The organism is Mucilaginibacter sp. dw_454 (genome assembly GCF_018449775.1).
Taxonomy (GTDB): Bacteria; Bacteroidota; Bacteroidia; order Sphingobacteriales; family Sphingobacteriaceae; genus Mucilaginibacter.
In genome coordinates this window covers 559,147-581,122 of the sequence record NZ_JAAVVB010000002.1, presented here as the reverse complement: position 1 = coordinate 581,122, position 21,976 = coordinate 559,147, and the positions used below count along the sequence as shown (strand labels likewise).

General features: G+C 44.1%; 16 protein-coding genes. 2 read left to right on the top strand and 14 right to left on the bottom strand.

Annotated features, from left to right (window positions below; genetic code table 11):
• Positions 1-5: 5 nt before the first annotated feature.
• From HB679_RS09730 to HB679_RS09720, 3 genes are all read right to left on the bottom strand, one after another.
• Positions 6-1,484 carry a RagB/SusD family nutrient uptake outer membrane protein gene (locus HB679_RS09730; protein WP_214071769.1) on the bottom strand — a complete coding sequence of 493 codons (1,479 nt, stop codon included), beginning with the start codon at positions 1,482-1,484 and terminating at the stop codon, positions 6-8.
• Positions 1,485-1,495: 11 nt separating this feature from the next.
• Positions 1,496-4,861 carry a TonB-dependent receptor gene (locus HB679_RS09725; RefSeq protein WP_214071768.1) on the bottom strand — a complete coding sequence of 1,122 codons (3,366 nt, stop codon included), beginning with the start codon at positions 4,859-4,861 and terminating at the stop codon, positions 1,496-1,498.
• Positions 4,862-5,222: 361 nt separating this feature from the next.
• Positions 5,223-6,374, bottom strand: a complete 1,152-nt coding sequence (locus HB679_RS09720) for a FecR family protein (protein WP_214071767.1) — start codon at positions 6,372-6,374, stop codon at positions 5,223-5,225.
• A 336-nt stretch (positions 6,375-6,710) separates the two neighbouring features.
• Between HB679_RS09720 and HB679_RS09715 the strand changes: the two genes are divergently transcribed.
• Complete coding sequence (locus tag HB679_RS09715) at positions 6,711-9,092, top strand: ABC transporter permease (protein ID WP_214071766.1); 2,382 nt, start codon at positions 6,711-6,713, stop codon at positions 9,090-9,092.
• Between the two features lie 13 nt (positions 9,093-9,105).
• Here the strand turns inward: HB679_RS09715 and HB679_RS09710 are convergent, their stop codons facing one another.
• From HB679_RS09710 to fucP, 10 genes are all read right to left on the bottom strand, one after another.
• Complete coding sequence (locus HB679_RS09710; protein WP_214071765.1) at positions 9,106-9,660, bottom strand: RNA polymerase sigma-70 factor; 555 nt, start codon at positions 9,658-9,660, stop codon at positions 9,106-9,108.
• 482 nt (positions 9,661-10,142) lie between these two features.
• Positions 10,143-10,562, bottom strand: a complete 420-nt coding sequence (locus tag HB679_RS09705; RefSeq protein WP_214071764.1) for a DUF1810 domain-containing protein — start codon at positions 10,560-10,562, stop codon at positions 10,143-10,145.
• A gap of 43 nt (positions 10,563-10,605) precedes the next feature.
• A complete protein-coding gene (locus tag HB679_RS09700) occupies positions 10,606-12,606 on the bottom strand; it encodes an FAD-dependent oxidoreductase (RefSeq protein WP_214071763.1) in 2,001 nt (666 codons plus the stop codon).
• A gap of 162 nt (positions 12,607-12,768) precedes the next feature.
• On the bottom strand, positions 12,769-13,761 hold the full coding sequence (locus tag HB679_RS09695) for a family 43 glycosylhydrolase (RefSeq protein ID WP_214071762.1): 993 nt from the start codon (positions 13,759-13,761) through the stop codon (positions 12,769-12,771).
• 107 nt (positions 13,762-13,868) lie between these two features.
• On the bottom strand, positions 13,869-14,651 hold the full coding sequence (locus HB679_RS09690; RefSeq protein ID WP_214071761.1) for an SDR family oxidoreductase: 783 nt from the start codon (positions 14,649-14,651) through the stop codon (positions 13,869-13,871).
• Between the two features lie 143 nt (positions 14,652-14,794).
• On the bottom strand, positions 14,795-15,625 hold the full coding sequence (locus HB679_RS09685) for an amidohydrolase family protein (RefSeq protein ID WP_214071760.1): 831 nt from the start codon (positions 15,623-15,625) through the stop codon (positions 14,795-14,797).
• The gene (locus HB679_RS09680; RefSeq protein ID WP_214071759.1) at positions 15,612-16,469 is read right to left on the bottom strand and encodes a fumarylacetoacetate hydrolase family protein; all 858 of its coding nucleotides are present in this window, start codon (positions 16,467-16,469) and stop codon (positions 15,612-15,614) included. Before HB679_RS09680 ends, HB679_RS09685 begins: the two co-directional genes overlap by 14 nt.
• Positions 16,470-16,680: 211 nt before the next feature.
• Positions 16,681-17,445, bottom strand: coding sequence for a glucose 1-dehydrogenase (locus tag HB679_RS09675; protein WP_214071758.1), 765 nt, complete (start codon positions 17,443-17,445; stop codon positions 16,681-16,683).
• A gap of 8 nt (positions 17,446-17,453) precedes the next feature.
• Entirely contained in the window at positions 17,454-17,783 is a 330-nt protein-coding gene (locus HB679_RS09670; RefSeq protein WP_214071757.1) for an L-rhamnose mutarotase, read from the bottom strand.
• A 1-nt stretch (position 17,784) separates the two neighbouring features.
• On the bottom strand, positions 17,785-19,044 hold the full coding sequence (fucP, locus tag HB679_RS09665; RefSeq protein WP_214071756.1) for an L-fucose:H+ symporter permease: 1,260 nt from the start codon (positions 19,042-19,044) through the stop codon (positions 17,785-17,787).
• A 224-nt stretch (positions 19,045-19,268) separates the two neighbouring features.
• On the opposite strand from fucP, the gene HB679_RS09660 reads away from it, so the two are divergent.
• Positions 19,269-20,300, top strand: a complete 1,032-nt coding sequence (locus tag HB679_RS09660) for a LacI family DNA-binding transcriptional regulator (RefSeq protein WP_214071755.1) — start codon at positions 19,269-19,271, stop codon at positions 20,298-20,300.
• Between the two features lie 57 nt (positions 20,301-20,357).
• Here the strand turns inward: HB679_RS09660 and HB679_RS09655 are convergent, their stop codons facing one another.
• The gene (locus HB679_RS09655) at positions 20,358-21,878 is read right to left on the bottom strand and encodes a glycoside hydrolase family 28 protein (RefSeq protein ID WP_214071754.1); all 1,521 of its coding nucleotides are present in this window, start codon (positions 21,876-21,878) and stop codon (positions 20,358-20,360) included.
• Positions 21,879-21,976: the final 98 nt, after the last annotated feature.

The following is a 21,976-nucleotide window of genomic DNA, read 5'->3' as shown; positions in this document are numbered from 1 at the left end:
TCTTCTTATGGGTTTGGAGCGCAGAGCTTATTAATAGCCAGCTCATTGGTTGATATTGGCCAGATATAGTTAGATGCGGCTACGGCTACGGCAGGTGCTGTAGCTGCACCGGCAGATTTTGCCGGCAGAGGTTGCAGCAAACGTTGCAGATCAGGCACGCGGAAACCTTCGCCCAGCAGCTCTATTTTACGTTCGGTTAAAATGGTATTAACTATATTTCCCGCAGCCAGATCTGTCGGCGAAAAGACGTAAGTAGGATCAGACCGGTGTCTAACCGCATTCAGCATATTTATAGCAGTACCCATATCACCGGTTTGTGCAGCGGCTTCGGCCAGGTTAAGCATTACTTCTGCGTAGCGTATCACCGGGATATAATCCGGGTAAGGCGAAGCTCCGTGAAATTTATTCAGCCACTTGTTGGCGCCGTTTGTTACCACCATGGCTTTGCGGGTATCTGTAGATGCAACACCATAAACCGGGTTGGAGATCGTCCCCGCAGGGTTTAAATAATACTCACCATTACCTGGTGAGTTGGTATACAAATAAGCTAGCGCACTGGTTGTACCCGGCACGTCAGCCGTAGTGAATGGGAAGAATAATACCGCTTCAGCGCCGGTATAACTGCCGGTAAATACGGCTGCCTGGCTTGCATCTAATTTATTGTTTACGCCGGTAGCTGCCTGGTACGGCGCTGTAGCAGAAACTATTTTATTTGCTTCGGTCACCACGCTGGCATAATCGGCCATGGTTAAATAAATACGGGTTTTTAAAGCTATAGCCGTATTTCTGTGAGCACGGGTAGTGTTTAAAAGCGGGGTGCTGTAAGTAAGTGGCAGGCCGGTTTCAGCGTCGTTTAAATCGCTTAAAATTTGTGCGTAGATCTGTGCAACCGTGCTGCGCGCCAGGTTATTATCGTCGTTGGTTTTTTCTGACACTAAGCGCAATGGTACACCAGGACTTTTGCCGCCATCTGTAGTATATGGGCGGGCATAAACTTTTACCAGATCGTAATAGCAAAGCGCGCGCAAAAACTTAGCCTCGGCAACATATTGCGTAAATAGGGCATCGCTAACCTTGGTTTTATTTAAGGTTAAACCTGCTATAAAGGTATTTACCTTATTAATTACCGTATAAGGGTTTGCCCAGGTTGCAACTACCTCATCGGTACTTGAGCTTACGCTTTGCCCCCAGGTGTTTAGGCCGGTAACGGTATTATTTTTTGTTTCGATGAATTCATCAGCGCGGGTCTCGTTGTATAAAATATAACGTCCGCCTAAAAAAGTACCTGTCTTAGCGGTGGCATATAAGTCGTTTACCTGCGCCAGGATCCGATCCGGCGTATCAAAGGCATTCGCGTCAGAGATCTGAGTCAGGGGAACCGTATCCAGAAAGTTTTTTTGACAAGACGCGAGACCTAATATCAGCAGGCCCGCCAAAACACTTTTGGAAGCCCGCATATTGAATAAAGTAATTAGTTTTCTCATGTTAATGTTGATTAAAATCCGATGTTAACGCCTAAGGTTATTGTTCTGGCTTGCGGTGCAGCGTTTTTCTCGACACCTGCGGTGGTGTTCGAATCGCCGTTTGACGAAACCTCCGGGTCTGTACCTGTGTATTTGGTAATGGTTAACAGGTTAGTGCCCTGTACATACACACGCATAGAAGCTATGCCTGCTTTGCTTAACAGCTCTTTTGGTAAACGATATCCTAATGATGCGCTTCTCAATTTCACGAAGCTACCATCCTCAACAGATGCGCTGTTAGCCAGCGATGATCCGCTTGAAAAGTTGTCGTTAAATACCACCCGCGGCACGTCAGTAACCTGACCGGGGTGTGTCCAACGGTTTAATATGTCTACGCTGTTGTTGTAAAAACGACCGTCCATTAAAGTAGTCTTGGTACCATTGTACAGTTTATTACCACCAGAGAAACCAATATTCAGCGCCATATCAAAGGCTTTGTATGAGAAGTTGTTATTGAAGCCACCGTAGTACGTTGGTATTGACGGGCCTTGTATTCTGCCATCGGCTTTAGAGTCCATTGCCGGTGCCGGGGTACCGTCCAGGTAGGTCCATTTTTGGGCGGCTGCGTAGTTGTATTGAACAATCTGGCCGTTGTGGTTAATGTACATGCGGTCGCCATTGGCGGGGTTAACACCCGTAGTTTGTACCACATATATCGAGCTTAAAGAAGCGCCAACAGTAGTAATGTTCGATGGATCTAAACCTGTACCGTAAATAGGTACGCCATTGGCCAAAGCAGTTACTTTATTTTTAAGGGTACTGATGTTGAAGTTAGCCGACCATTTAAAAGCACCCTGCGTAATGATATGAGCATCCACACTTAGCTCAACACCACGGTTATACATAGAACCAATATTGGTTGTAATGGAGTTGGTTGGGATACCTTTTGAAGGTGCTTGCGCTGCTGCTAAGATCAAACCATCAATGTTGTTGTTGTAATAATCCAGATCAACTACGATGCGATTCTCAAAAAAGCCTGCGTTAATGCCCGCATCGGTTTTTTTACTGGTTTCCCAATGCAGATCAGGATTACCGGCCTGGCTAAAGCCCAGGGTTGATACCGCGCCATATAAACTTGAATTATACAGTGATAATGACGGATAATTACCCAGGTTAATGTTACCAACCTGGCCATAGCTGGCACGTAGCTTTAACGAAGTCATGACGTTAGCCAGCGACAGATCTTTATAAAAATCTTCTTCTGCGACGTTCCAACCTATCGAGCCGCCACCAAAGTCACCATATTTATGATCCATGGCTAAGCCAGAATAACCATCGCGTCTGAAACTGGCACTAAACAGGTACTTTCTATCGAAATCATAATTAAGATTACTGAATAACGAGCGGAACCTGTTATCGCCCTGGGAATTGCCCGACACCAAAATAGTACTGTACCCACCCTGGAAAGTATTGTAATAGCTATCTGTTAGCTTAGTACGGGTAGCGCCCCAGCCTACGCTGGTAGTTTGAATCTCTTCATAACCGCCTAAAACACTTAAATGGCTTTTTTTGCCGATGGTTGGGTTATACACGATGGTATTTGTCCAGTCCCAACGGTTATTTTTAACCGATGCGTTAATGGCCGAGCCGCCCGCATCATAACCCGGATAGCCTTGTACGGCACTGGTAAACTGCAGGTTTTCAATAGTACCCTGATCTAAGCTGTAGCTGGTTTTAACTTTCAGATTTTTAACAATCTCCAATTCGCCAAATACATTGCCAATCAAAGCGTTGGTTTCTGATGAGTATTTATCTTTATCCAGCAAGACCACCGGGTTATAATAACCGCTGATCAGGCTCGGGTCGCTGGCGCCGGGGCCGATTGAGTTGCCTACGATGTTGTAAGATCCATCTGCATTATATGGCGATACGTTTGGCGGTAATACCATAGCCTCGCGCGCTAAACCTGTTAACTGTGCCGCCTGTCCGGGAAGGGAGCCGGTACTTGGCGCACGGTTCATCGAATTATTGATAGAGAAGTTGGTACCAACGGTTAATTTGCTGGTTAGCTTATGTTCTATGTTTACACGGCCAACTTTACGCTCAAACGTATTCTCAACCAGGATGCCTTGCTGATTACTGTAGCCTAATGAAATAAAGTAGGAGGTTTTGTCGGTACCGCCGCTAAAGCTTAAGTTGTGGTTGTGCGATATACCGGTGTGGTAGGCATAATCATACCATTTGGTATCAACCAAACTACCGTCGGGGTTGTACTGCAGTTTGTAACCGGGAGCCAGGCCTGCATTTACCAGGGCCTCGTTTTTTATGGTTACGTACTGTTGCGCATCTAATATTTTAGGCAGGTTATAGGCTGTTGTTGAGCCTACCCAACCATCGTAACTTGCTTTTGAAGTACCTTTTTTCCCTTTTTTGGTGACGATAACCACTACCCCATTAGCAGCACGCGATCCGTAGATGGCTGTTGCCGACGCATCTTTCAACACATCAACCGACTCGATATCATTAGGGTTGATATCAGACAGCGGGTTGTTGGCTGCAAACGAACCATCAGTACCGGTAAACAAAGCCACCCCATCTACAATAATTAATGGCGATGAACCCAAAGAGATGGAGTTAAAACCACGAATACGAAATACCGGGCTGTTGTTTAACACGCCGCTAGGCTGTATAACGTTAACGCCGGCAGCCTGGCCGGCTAAGGCCTGCTCAAAACTTTGCACCGGTTTGTTAGCTATTTCGTCGGCACCTATGTGCGATGCAGAGCCGGTAAACTCGGCCCTGTTTTGCGTGGTATAGCCTGATACCACCACCTCATTTAACTGGCTATGGGCTTCTTCAAGTGTTACACTAAAGGTTTGTTTCCCACCAACAGACGTCTCTAAGGTTTTAAAACTAACCATGCTAAAAACCAGCGTACCATTTTCAGGCACGCGCAATGAGAATTTGCCGTTGAAATCGGTCTGGGTGCCTATTGAGGTACCTTTGATCATCACGGTAACACCTGGTAATGGCTCGCCTTTTGGATCTTTTACCTGGCCGGTTACGTCAACGTTTGGCGGCGCTACGTAAGTTATTACCGGTGCTTTTTTTAACTGCACAATGATCGTTTTGTCCACAATACTATAGGTAAGCGGCTGATCTGCGAAAGACAGGTCAAGCACATCTTTTAGTGGTGCATTTTTTACATTGATATCAACCTTTTTTGAAAGCTTTATCCACTCTGGGTTATACACAAAAAGGTAGCCCGTTTGGCGCTTTACCTCGGTAAGGATTTTTTCAATAGAGGTGTTACGCTGATTAATTGTAATGTTTTGTGCAGAAGTACTGGCGTGTACCTGCATAAATCCAACAAATAACAGCGCAATTATTATCTTCATTTGTAACAGTAATTTTTTATCGATACCAAATCCTGCTATCGCGTTTATTAAGTATCTAAGAGTGTCTTTATACTTAATAGCTATTGTTTTTTGCCCGGCGAGTGCCGTATTTTCTTTTGAGAGGACCGCATTTGGTGTTTTTAACAACACCGCCGGCCCAGACCGTTTGTAAAATTTTACACGGTCATTTGTGCAAGTAGCATTTAATTGCATAAGTTTGCATTGCTTTAGGGTTAAATATTAGACTGCTTCAACGTTTTCTTTGTTTACCCTCAATCATTTAACCGGGGATGGTGGTACGTTCCCGGTTTTTTCATGAGCTTTTTTTTGATTACTTCATGGGGTCATATTTTTAGGGGGATTAATTGTTAAACACTTTAATTTTCTTGCCGTAGATTCCAATTTTAACGCCGCTTAGCTCCAGCATTTTTATTACCTCTGGTAAATTTGAGCTGCGCGATATATAGCCTGTTATCTGGTTGTCTGGTACCGCGCCCTCATATTCTACCTCTACACTGTACCATCTTTCTATTTGCCGCAATACGGTGCGGATATCTGTTTTGTCAAAGCTGAACAGTCCATTCATCCAGGCTACTGCTTCTTCCGCATTCACCTCGCGCAGGTTGATCTGGTCTGTTATCCTGGCTTCCTGCCCCGGCACCATCATTTTACTCAAGCTTCCGCGCTGTACATTGATAGATCCTTCCAGCAGCGTAGCATTGATACTGCTCTCGTTAGCATAAGCCATAATGTTAAAGTGCGTGCCCAAAACCTGTATCGATGTATTGTTAGCCATCTTTACTTTAAAAGGCATTTCTTTATTTTTTGCCACTTCAAAGTATGCCTCGCCATCCAACTCAACTATCCGTTCTTTACCTTTAAAAGCGGCCGGGAATTTTAATGCAGTCAGCGCATTTAACCAAACCTTGCTGCCATCCGGCAGCGTGATTTGATATTTGCCACCTGCCGGGGTACTTATGGTATTAAGTTCGGGCGGTGCCTCTGCCGCTGTCTGTCCGCTGTTGTAAATCACCTTACCGTCCTGGGTTTTGCTGATCTGGGTATTACCTTGTTTAGCTATTAATCCATTACCGGCATTATCCAGCACCACTTTTTTGCCATTAGCCAGTGTTAACACAGCCTGGTTTGGATTAGGCGCTTTAATCTCTGCTTTTGTCAAAGCATCAACAGCAGCAACCGGCTTGCTCTTAATTGCCGATATGTAGTAAAAAGTCGCTCCAAAAGCCAGCGCCAGTATAGCTGCTACCTGGTAAACCATTGGCCGCTTATAAAGCGGGCGTACCGGTGCTTCGGCTTTTTGCACCTGTGTTATATGATATAATAGTCGCTCTCTAAGCTGCTCTTCGTCCGCATCGCCGGCCTGCCAGTTGATATCTACATCAGGTTGTCGGTTATACCACCCCTCCAGTAGCTCCAATTCTTCGGCTGTAATGGTTCCCTTCAACCATTTGTCCGACAATTCCTGTAGTTTCTCAAAAGATAGGTTTAGCATTTTTTGTTGCATTTAATACCATAGCGTGTAAAAGCATGGCGACACCCTTAGTCGATATTAAAATATTTTTAATAAAATTTATTTTTTGATACAACTCTTATCAATCAAAGCCACATTTCTTATATTTTCCACAACCACTTCTTAGTAACTATTGTGATTTTACTATTTGATAAGTTTGCTTTTCACGCCACGATTCCGAACAGACTGTGTATCAAAAACGTACGCTTAGCCAAATAAAAACATCTACAAACAATTGGTTTACAATCAGTTGAAATAATGGTATCTTAATTGAATCTTGAGATTAATTTTTGGCACAAACACGAAAGCAGCATTATCATGATCAAGAACTATTTTAAAATTGCCTGGCGAAATCTGATTAAAAATAAAGTTTCAGCTATGATCAATATAGGTGGCCTGGCTATAGGCATGGCAGTAGCCATGTTAATTGGCTTGTGGATCTATGACGAACTAACCTTTGATCAATATCATGATAATTACGACCGGGTAGCGCAGGTAATGCAACATGAAACATTTAGTGGTTCTATCAATACCGGAACCGCCGTTTCGCTACCGGTTGAGGCGGAGCTGCGCAAAAGTTATGGAGCCGATTTTAAGCATATCGCGCTCTCGTCCTGGCCGGAGAAACATGTTTTCAGTACAGGTGATAAAAACATCAGCTATGAGGGTAGATTTATGGGCGATGAAGCACCGGCAATTTTTTCGCTCCGAATGCTCAACGGTTCTGCCAGCGGCTTGAAAGATCCTTCCGCGATCTTACTTTCGCAGACGGCTGCTGCGGCTATGTTCGGAATTACGAATGCTGTGGGCAAAGTGATCAAGATAGACAATAAAGCTGTTTTTAAAGTTGCGGGTGTTTATGAGGATCTGCCAGAAAACACAACCTTACACGGCATGGCTTATATGGGCAGTTGGGATTACTATATCCATGCGCCGGGTAATGAACGGTCGCCAACTAATTGGGGCGATAATTCATTGTTTGTTTTTGTGCAATTGGCAGATCAGGCAAACCTGGCCGCGCTATCAGCTAAAATCGCCGATATCAAACTGCGGAATATGCCGTTAGAGGACAAAAAGTTTAAACCCGTCATCTTTTTGCAACCGATGGCTAAATGGCATTTGTATTCTGATTTTAAAGACGGCATTAATACCGGTGGCGCTATTCAGTATGTCTGGCTGTTTGGGCTGATAGGCGTATTTATCCTGATTTTGGCCTGCATCAATTTCATGAACCTGAGCACGGCCCGCAGCGAACGCCGGGCAAAAGAAGTAGGTATCCGCAAAGCGGTTGGATCATTACGTGGACAGTTAATTAAGCAATTTTATTGCGAGTCTTTATTAACAGCGGCTATTGCCTTTGTATTTTCTATTCTTCTTGCTGTATTGGCAATGCCATGGTTTAATGACATAGCGGGCAAACATTTAACACTACTTTGGAGCAATCCTTTATTCTGGGTTACAGGGATTGGCTTCGCGTTATTTACAGGCGTAATTGCGGGTAGTTATCCGGCTCTGTATCTTTCATCCTTTAACCCAATAAAAGTTTTAAAAGGGAATTTTAAAGCAGGTCGGGCCGCTGCATTGCCACGACGAATATTAGTGGTTGGGCAATTTACCGTCTCCATGCTACTCATCATCGGCACTATAGTAGTGTACCAGCAAATCCAGTTTGCAAGGAACAGGCCGGTTGGCTATAACCGCAACGGACTAGTCAATATAGAAGTCACCAACGACGATTTGCACCGGCAATTTGCCGCCTTTAGCGATGATCTTTTAAAATCGGGCGCGGTATCTGCTGTGGCCGAATCTTCCAGCCCTGTAACTGCGGTGAATAATAATCGTGGGGATATCAGCTGGCAGGGTAAAGACCCGGCTATGGCGGCATTCTTTGGCAATATCCATATATCCATGGGTTACGGAAAAGCAGTTGGTTGGAGATTTACAGCGGGTAGAGATTTCTCTACTCAAACCATGACCGACTCTTCGGCTATTGTATTGAACCAAACTGCTGTTAAAACCATGTCGCTAAGCAATCCGGTTGGGCAAATTATTCAGGTGGGTAAAAGAAGCCTGACGGTAATAGGCGTGATCAAAGATATGGTGATGGAATCGCCATATGAAGAGGTGAAACCAATGCTGTTCGCCATTGGCCGTGGCCCGTTAGAGGATGTTATCATCCGGATCAATCCTGCTACCAGCACACATCGGGCGTTAACAAAAATTGCAGCTATCTGCAAAACTTATTCGCCGTCAGTACCATTCTCCTACCGCTTTGCAGATGACGATTACGCCAAAAAATTCGGTAACGAAGAGCGTGTGGGTAAACTGGCCGATAGCTTTGCTTTGCTGGCGATATTGATCAGTTGCATCGGTTTGTTCGGTATGGCTTCTTATACGGTAGAACAACGGGTAAAAGAAATTGGTGTTCGTAAGGTACTTGGCGCATCTGTGTTTAAGCTTTGGAGTACAATGTCAACCGACTTTGTGCGGCCTGTGGTTATAGCAATACTGGTAGCTACGCCATTAGCTTATTATTTAATGTATCGCTGGTTGCAGCATTACGCTTACCACACAACTTTATCATGGTGGATATTTGCAGCAACGGCATTAGGCTCAGTGCTACTCACACTAATAACGGTAAGCTATCAAAGCATTAAAACAGCAGTAGCCAACCCGGTGCGGAGCTTACGAAGCGAATAAGCCATAAGTAAGATTACATAAACAAACTACCCAGGCTTACCCGTAAAATCCTGATCGCTTTAGAGATATGTGCCTCGACAGTTTTGTGAGAGATGTTGAGCGTGTCTGAGATCTGCCTGGCGGTGAGTCCTTCTTCGCGACTGAGCTTAAATACAAGCTGACATTTATCGGGCAGGGCTTGTATGGTATTTTGAATTTGATCTTTCAGTTGCTCAAAATCCAGCCATTCCTGCGTAGAGTGATCGGCCGGGTTGGCAAAAGTGATATCCTCAATATACAAAGGCTGTTTGTTGCGGTTAGCCATTTTCGCCATCACTTCGTATTTTACGACAGAAGCTATGTAAGTATGAAAGCTGTATTTGAGTTCGATGGTCTCCCTGCGTTTCCAGAAACTGATAAAAGCGTCCTGAACAACCTCTTCGGCTAACTCGTGTGATTGCAGTAAAGAGAAAGCTTTAATCAACATGCGGTCCCAATAACGGTTATAAAGCACGCGGAATGCCTTATTGTTATTCTCCGCTATTAAAGCGACAAGTTTTTCGTCAGAAAGCTTTTTGAATAACTCCATTTTGCTCAATTAAATAAACCGGGGCATTTATCAATCAATATTATTAAGCAACCAAGCTTAACGATATAAATTTAACAAAATATAAAGCCAAATTTTATTTTCTTTTGAGATAAAAGCCAATTTTTATTAAAATTTCATTTTTAAATGGCAATTATTTCAAATCATTTTAAAAAACAATAAAAATAACATGATTAGATGAATAATTTTCAACATTAATTTTAACAAACCACAAAAACAGCACGCCAAAACCTTAAATATTTACAATAATTTGGAGTATTTGATACAAATAACTGAATAAAAAATACCTAAATATCAAATTCAAGATAGCAAATGAACAAAATAAATGAAATCCGTGTACTATTTACACCTTTAAACTTTCAATAAATTATTGTCATCTCGAACGATAGTGAGAGATCTATACACGCGCATTCTTAGCAAATGGGTAGATTCTTCTTGTTCCTCGTCAAGACAATTTTGATAACTCAAGCCTCTCCTAATAAATGCAGCGTCGCATTGTCCATAGCACCATTAAAAAACTTATCCAGTACAGATTTAAAAACCGGGTAGGCATCCGGTAACGAAGCAAACAGGGTCATAGATGAGCGCAGTTTCATATCATCAGGCGCACCAAAAATCTCATAAGCGTCATTACTATCTAAAGCAAGCAACGCCATACAGATCTCTATTAAACGCTGGCCCAATACCGGATGATTTAAATAAGCTTCAGCCTCATCTATACCTTTAATAGCATATCGTTTTGACATTTCGCTAAAACCCAATCCCTGTATTTGCGGAAATACAAACCACATCCAATGGCTGCGTTTACGGCCGTGTTTGATCTCGGCCAGCGCATCGGTATAAGTTTCTTCCTGCGCGCCAATAAATCTTTCTAAATCGTCCATAGCTTATTAACCGCAATAAATCTGCCAGTTTAGAGCATTAACGCTAGTTTTCCGGCACCAGCAATACAGCATCAGCTATTACGGCCCCATCCGCATTTTTATTGGATATAGACACATAGGCATTTTTACCAGTGGCAAACTGCTGCGCGCCCATTGATACCCATTCTCCTGAGGTTTGCCCCACCACCTGAACATCGCTTTTATTAATTGTTTTTGCGGCGATGTTCTGCCCGTCAAATATCTGCACCTGAGTAATGCTTGCCGTATGCGACAATTTTGGGCAGTATATATAAATGTGGTAATTGCCGCTCTTTTTTATTTGGGGGATGAACTTGATTTCGGCAGCGGTGTTTTTTGCAGTATCAATCAGGTAAGAAGGGCCGTAACCACCATTGGTTTCCCGCTTCCACTGGCCTATCTTTATTATATTTTCCTCATCGGCATCATCCACCAAAATCTCCGGCGTACTGCCATCAACTAATGGATTATCAACAAGGGTTGATTGTAGTTGTTTGATATCTATTTTTTGAACATCGACATTTTTATCAATAGCCTGGCAGGCCGCCACAGCAGCAGATTGAGCCAGCACCATAAATACAGGTTCCATGCGAATAGACCCATAGGCCATATGGCTGGCCGATAAACAAACCGGCACCAATAAGTTACCGCACTCGCTATTTTTTGGGGTGATAGACCGATATGCTATAGGATACGGATTAATGCCGCGCAGCTGTACATCACCCTCGTTCTTGACCATGCCGTTTACTACCAATCGCTCAGCATTATGCGAATCCATGTTGTAGGCACCCATGCCTATTTTATCGTCGACTACTTCTTTGCGCAGGCAGTTGGCTTCGGTCATCACATAAGCGCCTAACATTCGTCTCGCCTCGCGGACATAAAGTTGCGGGGTAAAATGATTAGAGTTTAAATATTCATCTTTAGGGTAACCCCATTTTAACATCTGTGCGCGCAGGTTAGCCGGCATGCGTGGATCATGTCCAATAAAATACAGAAACCCTTTAGTGTAATCCTCATGCGCTTTAATAATGGCTGCACGGGTAGCGTAATCGCCGTCGGGATAGGCATAATTCATACCGATCATATCGGTACTAAACGGACCGTTATTGTTGATGTCTGTTTTATGATTAGGCATCAGATCCGGTTTCAGAAAAGCGCTCCAATCTTTGGCGGGTTTGGCTTGCAGATATCTTAACAGCAGCTCGTAGTGTGTCGAATCGTAAGTAGCCGGGCGGGCTATCTCGATTTTGTTGGCAGGATCATTAGTCAGACAAATTCTGAAATTATACGCCTGGATCTTTTTATCGCCGCTACCCATAGGGGCCAAACTTTCATTGCTGATACCCCAAAGCAATCCGCTCTCAGGCTTACCCGGAATTTTATAGGGATCGATACCATTTGGGAATTGATGCTGATCCTTCAATTGCACCCCATCCACAGTTTCATTATAAACCGAATTGGCTTCGCGGCCGGTGGTATACCTTACACCCGCTTTAGCCATCAGATCACCCTCGTAACTGCAATCTATGTATTGTTTGGCTTTAATAGTTTTGGTTGGAGCGGATGGACTGACGGAATTTTCCAGTTCGATATTGGTAATATGGCTACCTGCTTTATTGACTTTGCGCAAGCGGGTTTCATATATCACCTTAAAATTGCCCCGCTTTACATAACCGAGGAAGATGGCTTCGGCAACTTTTGGCTCAAAGGTCCATTGTTCAAACTTGCCGTAGTGCTGCCCCACGCGGCGATAAAAATCTCGCGCCAAGCCGGTTACTACATATTTATTGCCAATATCGGTAAAACCTAAACCGCCGCTTGACAAACCGCCCAACCGACTTCCCGGCTCGATCAAAACTACGCTCTTTCCCAGTTTAGCGGCTGTATAAGCTGCTATTACTCCGGCCGAAGTACCGCCGTAGACGCATACATCGACCGTTGATGAATTATGCTTAGCCTGGGCATTTGCCGGGTAGTATAAAAAGATCAATAAGAAAAAGCATAGAACGGCAAATCTGTACATAGGCTTGTTAATTGGTTGATACAAAGCTATGATTGATATGGTTATTATCAAATCAAAATTGGGTGTCACCCTGAGGCACTCGAAGGGTGAGCGTTGGGATTTCCGCATGACAGGCCTCTGCCCTCATGCTTCGAGTGCCTCAGCATGACAGCCCGCGCTTTTCTATTTATTAGTATCCGCTACAAACTTATGCTCCCCCGTCTTCACATCAATGCTCCAGGGCTTGGGTTCATTTAACCAAAGTTTGCCGTCGCCAATTTCTAAAGGCATCCATAAATATCTTGAATCCCATTGGGCGTTTGGTTTCCATTGGTCTGCCATAAAAATTACGGTGGTGGTTTTGGTGCCCACAACCTTCAACATCATGGTTGATTGTGAGTGGTAGGTTTTAGTTTCGGGCGGGGCGATATCTTTAAACTCGCTCCAGGGGCCTTCCAGCGATGTGGCGGTAGCGTATTTGTTTGGATTAGGGTCCCAACCTGTTAAAGATGAACCTATAGCATAATATAAACCATTATAATGCACAACTGCACCGCCCTCTAAAGGCATGTGCACCAGGCTCATTTCTTTGGCTACGCTCATGTAGTCGTCGGCCAGTTTTACAATATGAAAGCCCAGCGCCCTATCTTCAAAGATTAAATAGGCAGTCCCGTCATCATCAATAAACTGGCCGATATCGCGGCTCTGATGATCCAACGGACGGAAGCTTTTAACGAACGTATAGTTACCATCGGGCTTATCGCTCACGGCTATACCCACCCGCGCGTATTGATAGTTACGCGTATCCAGGTGAAAGTACATCACATATTTTCTGGTAGACTTATTATAATAAACTTTGGGGCGCTCTAAGATCCAACCGTCGCCTAAATTCTCGGGATCAGACATTTTTACTACATCGCCTTTAAACTTCCAGTTGGTCAGATCTTTTGACGAATAACAGCTCACATACCGGAATTTAGGATCAAGCCCTTGCGCGCGTTCCTCGCCATACCAGTAATAAGTATCCTTGATTTTGATAATGCCGCCGCCATGCGCTTGCACGTGGTTACCTCTATCGTCAGGCCAAATGGCGCCGGGGTTGATTATTTTGTTTTGGGCGTTGGTTGTTATTGCTGCGATGAATATCAGGAAGCAAATAATGGTTGATCTGATCATAGGATATAATTTATTTTTTGTCATCCTGAGCGACAGCGAAGGATCTTATTATAGCGACTAGCAAGGCGTATAAGATTCTTCGCTGTCGCTCAGAATGACAATATGGGCTATTCAATCACCCTATCCAAATGCGTATAACCGCCATCAACATGTATCAGTTGGCCGGTAGTATGGCTTGACACTTCCGACAATAAGAAAACTACCATATTGGCTATCTCTTCAGCAGTTGTCATTCGATGACCAAGTGGAATATTTTTGACGATATCTTTTAATTTGGCTTCAGGGTCTTCCATAGTAGCAATAAAAGCCTCATAAAGTGGCGTCCAGCACTCGGCCACAATAACTGCGTTTACACGGATGCCATATGGTAATAATTCAACTGCCCATTCACGCGTAAGTGCATTACGCCCGCCATTTGCAGCAGCATAGGCAGAGGTATTACCCTGGCCTGTCTCTGCCACTTTAGAGCCGATGTTGACGATGTTTCCTTTTGATTTCTTCAATTCAGGTAACGCGAATTTTGCCATCAGATAATAATGCGTAACGTTACGGTGCAGACTGCGCACAAAATCGTCATAGTTACCGTGCTCTAAGCCTACGCCATCATTCACGCCTGCATTATTGATCAAACCTTCAATTCGGCCAAACTTGGCTATCACGGCGTTCACTGCTTTTTCACAGTCTGCCGGGTCGGTTAGTTCTGCCACTACCTGGAAGCTTTCCACGCCGCGTGCCTTCAGGCTGTCAACCACTTTTAAATTATCTTCTTCTTTACGGCCTATTATAACTGGTATAGCACCTTCGTCGGCCAGCACGTTCACAATACCTTCGCCAATGCCTTTTGCACCGCCGGTTACTATTACCACTTTATTTTTTAACTGCAGATCCATATTTTGATTTTATAATTGTTCTTCTCTTTTAAAATAACGGTTGTCATTTCGAGCGATAGCGAGAAATCTTATACGCTTTGCACATTGACTACATGCGTGGTGTTCAAGATTTCTCCCGTTGGTCGAAATGACAGAATAATTAGTTATAACCCATAAAACTCCACCGCATTCCCACCCCAAAACTTTGCCTGTTCATCAGTGGAAAGTTTAGCCGCATATACCTCCGGTATCGACAACATCTCACCATAAGTAGCCGCAACGCGACATACCGGCCAGTCGGAGCCATACATTACCCTGCCTGCACCAAAAGCTTCAAAAACTACATCCATATAAGGTGTAAAGTCTTCGGGTTTCCAGGCTTTCCAGTCGGCTTCTGTAACCATACCCGATAGTTTACAGCTTACGTTTTGATTATGAGCGATGGCCTTGATGTCTTTGGCCCATTGCTCAATTTCATGCTCCTTTATTTTCGGCTTCGCCAGATGGTCGATCACAAAGGGCTGATCCGGAAACGCTGCCGCAAATTCATTGGCAAACCCCAGCTGATCTGTATAGATCAAAATATCATAGGTATAGCCAAACTGCTTTAGTTTGCCGATGCCGCGTTTAAAATCGGCATTCAACATATAAGCACGATCGGCTTCTCCTTGTAAGATATGCCTGAAGCCCTTCATTTTATCAAATTGCTTATAATAACTTAATCGATCTTCAACATTTTCGGCTTTGAAATCTACCCAACCAACCATGCCTTTTATAAAGTCATTATTAATGGCTTGCTCCAGCATGAAATGGTTCTCGGTTTCAGACTGGTCGACTTGTACAGAAACGCAACCATTAAAACCATATTCCTGCAATATCGGCTCCAGATCATGCGGCAAAAAATCCTGCCGGATGATCTCCATATCATCGCTGATCCAGGCATGCGCTACCGGGTCGTAATTCCAAAAATGTTGATGCGAATCAATTCTTTGCATAAGCCTTCACTACTTGTCTCGATTCGCCCAAGCCATCAATACCCAGTTCCATCACGTCGCCCGCTTTCAAGTAAATCGGTGGCTTAAAGCCCAGGCCTACGCCTGCAGGCGTACCGGTTGAGATAATATCGCCCGGCAACAAAGTCATAAACTTGCTCACATAGGCAATCACAAATGGCACATTGAAGATAAAGTTGGAGGTATTGCCATCCTGCATGGTCTGGCCATTTACCTTTAACCAAAGGCGCAGGTTATCAATATCGCCCAGCTCATCTGGTGTAGCCACAAAGGGGCCAACCGGCGCGAAAGTGTCGCAACCTTTACCTTTATCCCAGGTACCGCCGCGCTCAATTTGGAACTCGCGTTCAGAAACATCATTGTGCAAAGCATAGCCGGCCACGTAATCTAACGCTTCCGACTCTTCCACATAACTTGCTTTTTTACCTATCACCACAGCCAGTTCCACTTCCCAATCGGTCTTTACCGAATCGCGCGGGATAACCACGTCATCATTCGGACCAACCAACGCAGTGGTCGATTTCATGAACAATACCGGCTCGGCAGGTACCTGTGCATTGGTTTCGCGGGCGTGGTCGGCATAATTCAGGCCGATGCAAAGAATCTTTGACGGCCTTGCAACCGGACTGCCCAGGCGTTCGCCATCGGCAACTTCAGGTAGTTTACTTTCGTTTTCGGCCAGGAATTTTTTCAATCTGTTTAAGCCGTCGTTCGCAAAAAACTGCTCGTTATAGTCCTCGCCGAAAGCAGAGGTATCGTATTTGGTATCGTTAATAATTACGCCGGTTTTCTCTTTACCGGCAGCGCCGTATCTTATTAGTTTCATAGTATAGTTTGTTAATGCACACCGGGGACTCACCCCGACGTCGTTTCACTCGTCGGCCCTCTCTTCACCTTCGGTGGAAAGAGGGTTGTATTATTGGTATTTATTCTATTCCATTTTTTCAGTTACCCTCTTTACGCCAAAGGCGAAGAGAGGGTGATCCAGCGAAGCGCAGATCGGGTGAGTCCCGCCGCCCTGCTCGCTGAAATGGCTGCTAATTATTCAACTTCACAAATCCGCCATCCAGCAAATAATCGCAACCGGTAACAAAACCGGCTTCGTCGCTGCATAGGTATAGTGCCAATGAAGCTACCTCTTCTGGTTTGCCCATGCGGCCTATCGGCTGGCTTTTTGATAGTTTGTCGAATATTTCCTCCTCTTTACCCGGATAGTTTTTGGCGATGAAACCATCGACAAACGGGGTATGCACCCTTGCCGGCGATATGCTGTTGCAGCGAATATTATCATTTAGGTAATCGCGTGCTACAGACAGCGTCATGGAATATACCGCACCCTTACTCATAGAGTATGCAAAACGGCTGGTAATACCCACGGTGGCCGCTATCGAGGCCATATTCAGAATAACGCCCTTGCCTTTGCTTTTCATCAACGGAATAGCTGCAAACAATGAGTTATAAACGCCTTTTACATTCACGTTGAAGATCTTCTCGAAATCTGCCTCGCTGGTAGTTGTTACCTCTCCCACATGGGCTATACCTGCATTATTTACCAGGATGTCTATCTCTCCTATTTTATTATAGATATCCAACACCTGCTGCTGGTCGCTCACATTACAGCTATAGGCTGTGGCTTTGCCGCCTGCCCCGGTGATTTCCTTAACGGTATCTGCCGCTGCGTCGGCGTTTAACTCCATGATATGTACGGTTGCGCCTGCTTTGGCAAACAGAACCGAAATGGCCCGCCCAATGCCGCTGCCGCCACCCGTAATTACTGCTGACTTTTCTTTTAAACTAAACATTTGTATTTCTATAGATCAAAAATTTTATTCATTAACACCCATTTCTCGCCGGGCTTTGCATTAGGCAGCCCCTGTTGATATTTCCACATCAGTTCTTCCCACTCCTGCACTTTTGGGTTTGAGGCGTCCATTGCTCCTTTTTTGTCAAAGCTGAACGTAGCGTCGGTTTCCATGATCATGACCAGGCGATTAAAAACGCGATAGATCTCCAACCCGGTTATGCCCGAGCTTGTGATACTATCGTGAATCTCAGGCCAAATCGACTCGTGATATTTCTCGTACTCGGCAATTAGCTGTGCGTCGTCTTTCAAATCGCATACTAAACAATATCTGGCCATATTATGCTTTTACAACTTTATGGCCTTTAACACCATAATATAATACAATCGCGAAGCAGATCAACGGTACAATGTAGGCCATTTGTATGCTGCTTGTTTTGTCTGATATCAAACCCATAAACAATGGAGCTACGCCACCGCCTATAATAGACATTACCAGGAATGACGAAGCGATTTTAGTTTCTTCGCCCAAGCCTTTTATGCCCAAAGCAAATATAGTAGGGAACATAATTGACATAAAGAACGGCACCGCCATTACTGCGTATAATGCCACCGTACCGTGTGTTGTTAAACCTATGGCCAATAACAATATGCTGATGGCCGCGTAGATACTCAGTAATTTTGCCGGGTCTATAAATTTCATGAAGAAGGTGCCCGCAAAGCGGCCCACCATAAAGCCCCCCATGGCTATCATGCCCCAAAAAAATGCAGCATCTTTTTCGCCTACGCCGGCAACAAATTTTGCGTAGCGAATAAAAAAGCTGGCTACACCAACCTGCGCACCTACATAGAAAAATTGAGCTACTACCGCCCATGACAAGTGTTTGTGCTTTAATACCGATATGGAGAAATCTGATCCCGGAGCATGACTTTCAATCGCGCTATCGTCTTCTTCAACATTAGGCAGGTTTGTAAATATAAAAAGCAGCAACAAAATTAAAACGGCGATACCAATTACCAGGTAAGGTAATTTTACGGTACTTGCTTCTGAATGCAAATAAGCCGCTACTTGTGCGGCAGACATATGTTTAAGCTCGTCCGGTGTGTGCTCAACGCCTGTAAGGATAACATGCCCGCCTATGATTGGAGCCACGCATGCGCCCAGGCCATTAAATGATTGCGCAAAGTTTAGTCGCTGTGCCGACGTTTTTTTATCTCCCAAAACAGAAACATAAGGGTTAGCTATGGTTTCTAAGAACGTAGCTCCGCTGGCTATAATAAATAACGCTACTAAAAAGAAGGTATAACTTTGCGCGTTTGCTGCCGGAATAAATAATAGCGCTCCGGTTCCGAAAAGCGAAAGTCCTAAAATAATACCCTTTTTATAGCTGTATTTATGCACAAATAAGCCAGCAGGTATAGCTATTAAAAAATAGCCCAGATATACTGCCGAGTCAACAAATGATGATTGCGTATCGCTTAACTGACAAACTGTTTTTAGGTGCGGAATTAAAATAGCGTTAATGTTGTGCAAAAACGCCCAGAGAAAAAATAACGAGGTCACCAAAATTAATGGGAACAGGTATTTATTTTTTGACATAATTAAGTATGGTTGGTTTTTAATTGGTTATAACAAAGAAAGCACATTCAGCTATTAAAAATGGTATTTTATCATTAAAATATTACACAATTTTGGCATGTTTAAGCCAATAACGCCGTATATCCTGCCAATTGATAACTAAAATTCAATGCAAACGTTACCGATTTCACTTTTTTATGGCACTCCCTTTAATTAGCCGTATTATTGTATTTCGCTAATTAAAAATGTATAAGCCCGCCACCATAAAAGATATTGCCTTAGCGTTGCACCTGTCGCCTTCGACGGTGTCAAGAGCGCTGCGCGATGGCTATGAAATAAGCGAGGAAACCAAGAAGCTAGTGGTGGCTTATGCAGAGAAAGTAAACTACCGGTCAAACCCTATAGCATTAAGCTTAAAAAATAGGCGAAGCTATTCTATAGGCATTGTAGTGCCTAAATTGGCTAACAGTTTTTTCTCGCAGGCGATAGCGGGTATTGAGTCTATTGCCTATGAGCGGGGTTATCACACTATAATTACGCAGACCCATGACTCGGCCGAGCGCGAGCGAATAAACGTTAATCACCTGGCGCAACGTTCGGTTGATGGTTTATTGATCTCCATGTCGGCAGAGACCTCTGATTTTAGTTTCCTGAAGTCTTTACACGATGACGGCTTGCCGATTGTGTTCTTTGACCGTATTATTGACGAGATAGATACCTTTAAAGTAACTTCTGATAATTTCAAGGGCGCCTACAATGCTGTAGAGTCGTTGATCAAAGCTGGAAAGAAAAAGATCGCTTTACTAGCTAATGCTCCCCATCTGTCTATTACCAATGAGCGGCTGGCGGGCTATATGAAGGCTTTGGCCGATAACCATATCCACTTTAAACCTGAATTGATTCGTAACTGTAATAAAGGCGGTAACGATTACCAGGAAGTTGAAGACGCGGTGAAAGATTTGCTGAATGCTGCTGATAAACCCGACGCCATATTTGTAAGCAGCGACCGCATCAGTATATCCTGTGTGAGGGCGTTGAAGAATTTAAATTTTGATCCTAAAGAAATTGCTATAGCAGGCTTTGCCAATTCTGATGTGGTAGATCTGCTGTACCCTTCCCTGTCCTACGTTAAGCAAAAATCATTTGAGATGGGACAGATTGCTGTGGAGATGTTACTCAAACTTATCGAAAGCAAGTATCCTATCACCGAGTTTGAAACAAGGGTATTGGATACGGAATTACATTTACAACAGCCCCCTCTAAATCTCCCCCGGTAGGGGAGACTTATATGCAAGGCTTTGAAGTCCTCCCTACCGGGGAGGATTTAGGAGGGGCTACAACATTTTCTTCTCCACATCTGCCAACTTAACATCAGCTACCCCGTCACTATTAAATACCTTAAAATTTTTCACCGTATTGAGCATGAAGGTTGAACCGCCATCAGCTTTTTTTGCGCGCACATGCTCAAAATCGGCACCTGTTACGTTATCTAAAGCAAAAGCCGGGCGTGCTTCTTCTTTCTCATAACTTACTTCAACATCGCTCATTTTTAAATCTTTTACGTTGCGGATAAAGAAGCCGTAGGCAGGCGTGGTGCCAAATTGATCGGGCTCCGGGTAGCTTTTAATCAGATCGGGCACTTTGGTGTCGATTTGCTCTTTGGTACCACCTCCTTTAAAATAGATGCGAATGTTGCTCAAAGTCAGATCCTCAATATCATGGCCGGGGATACCGCTGATAATAGCACCCTGTTTTGCCTCGACATTGTAAGCTACCACATTGCTAATAATAACACGATGCAGTTGGCTAAACTGAAAACCTTCTGGCCCACGTTGCCTTGCGCCCAGGCGAACAAATATCGGCGCGTTCTTAATGTCGCGCATAGTAAGGTTGGTAATGGTGATATCTGATAAATCGGCTCCATCAACAGTCTCTAAACATAGGCCACGGCAGTAATCGAAAGTACAATTAGAAATGGTGATGTTTTTGTAACCACCGTTAGATTCTGTACCTAGTTTGATACGACCAGTTGGCGATCTGCCGTCCTTTACAAAAGTACCATCCAGCAAAGTGCCTTCTTTATAGCCTGACACGCCGCAGTTAGTAATGGTTACATTCTCTAAAACGCGTGGGTAGTTTAGCGAGAAATCACATTTCAATACAATACCATCATCATTGGGCGAATTAACGGTACAGTTAGAGATATGTACGTTTTTACTGGAGATCAAATCGATGCCGTCGCGGTTGGTATCCATTTTTATGCCGTCGATAGTCATATTGTCGACTGCAGTTAGCAGGAAGCAAAACCAGCCGCCGTGTGCAATGGTAAAATCTTTAAATATAACGTTGCGGCAAAGTTTCAGACTGATAGTTTTGTTACCCAGGCCCTCTTGTGGTTTCTTATTATCATTATTAACTAAACCTTTGCCCCAGATCCGGCCCGGGCCCATGATAGAGATATCATGCAGATTCTCGCCTACAATTAAACTGTTATGGAAATGGCAGTGGCCATAATCCTGGTAAACCTCATTCTCTCCTTTTTCAGGCAGATCGTATTTAACATCGTCACCCGGTGTAGCGGCCTCTATAGTGGCGCCCTGGTCGATATATAAACCTACGTTACTTTTTAAGTGGATAGTCACCGACAGGTATTCCCCGGCAGGGAAATAAACGGTACCGCCACCGGCTGCTGCGGCTTCATCGATAGCTTTATCAATGGCTTTGGTGTCCAAATGCTGGCCATCGCCTTTGGCGCCATATTTTTTAACGTTATAAACAGGGCCGTTATCTGCCGATGCAGACAGAGAACCAAACAGCAAAAAAGCCGCCGCCAGGTTTTTATACAATGTTTTCATATTTAAGCTATAATGGTTTACGCATTGCGTTTATGCAAAGCGATATTAATACTTTGACACTATAAAAGCACTGCAACGTGGCCTAAAAATCTACGCAA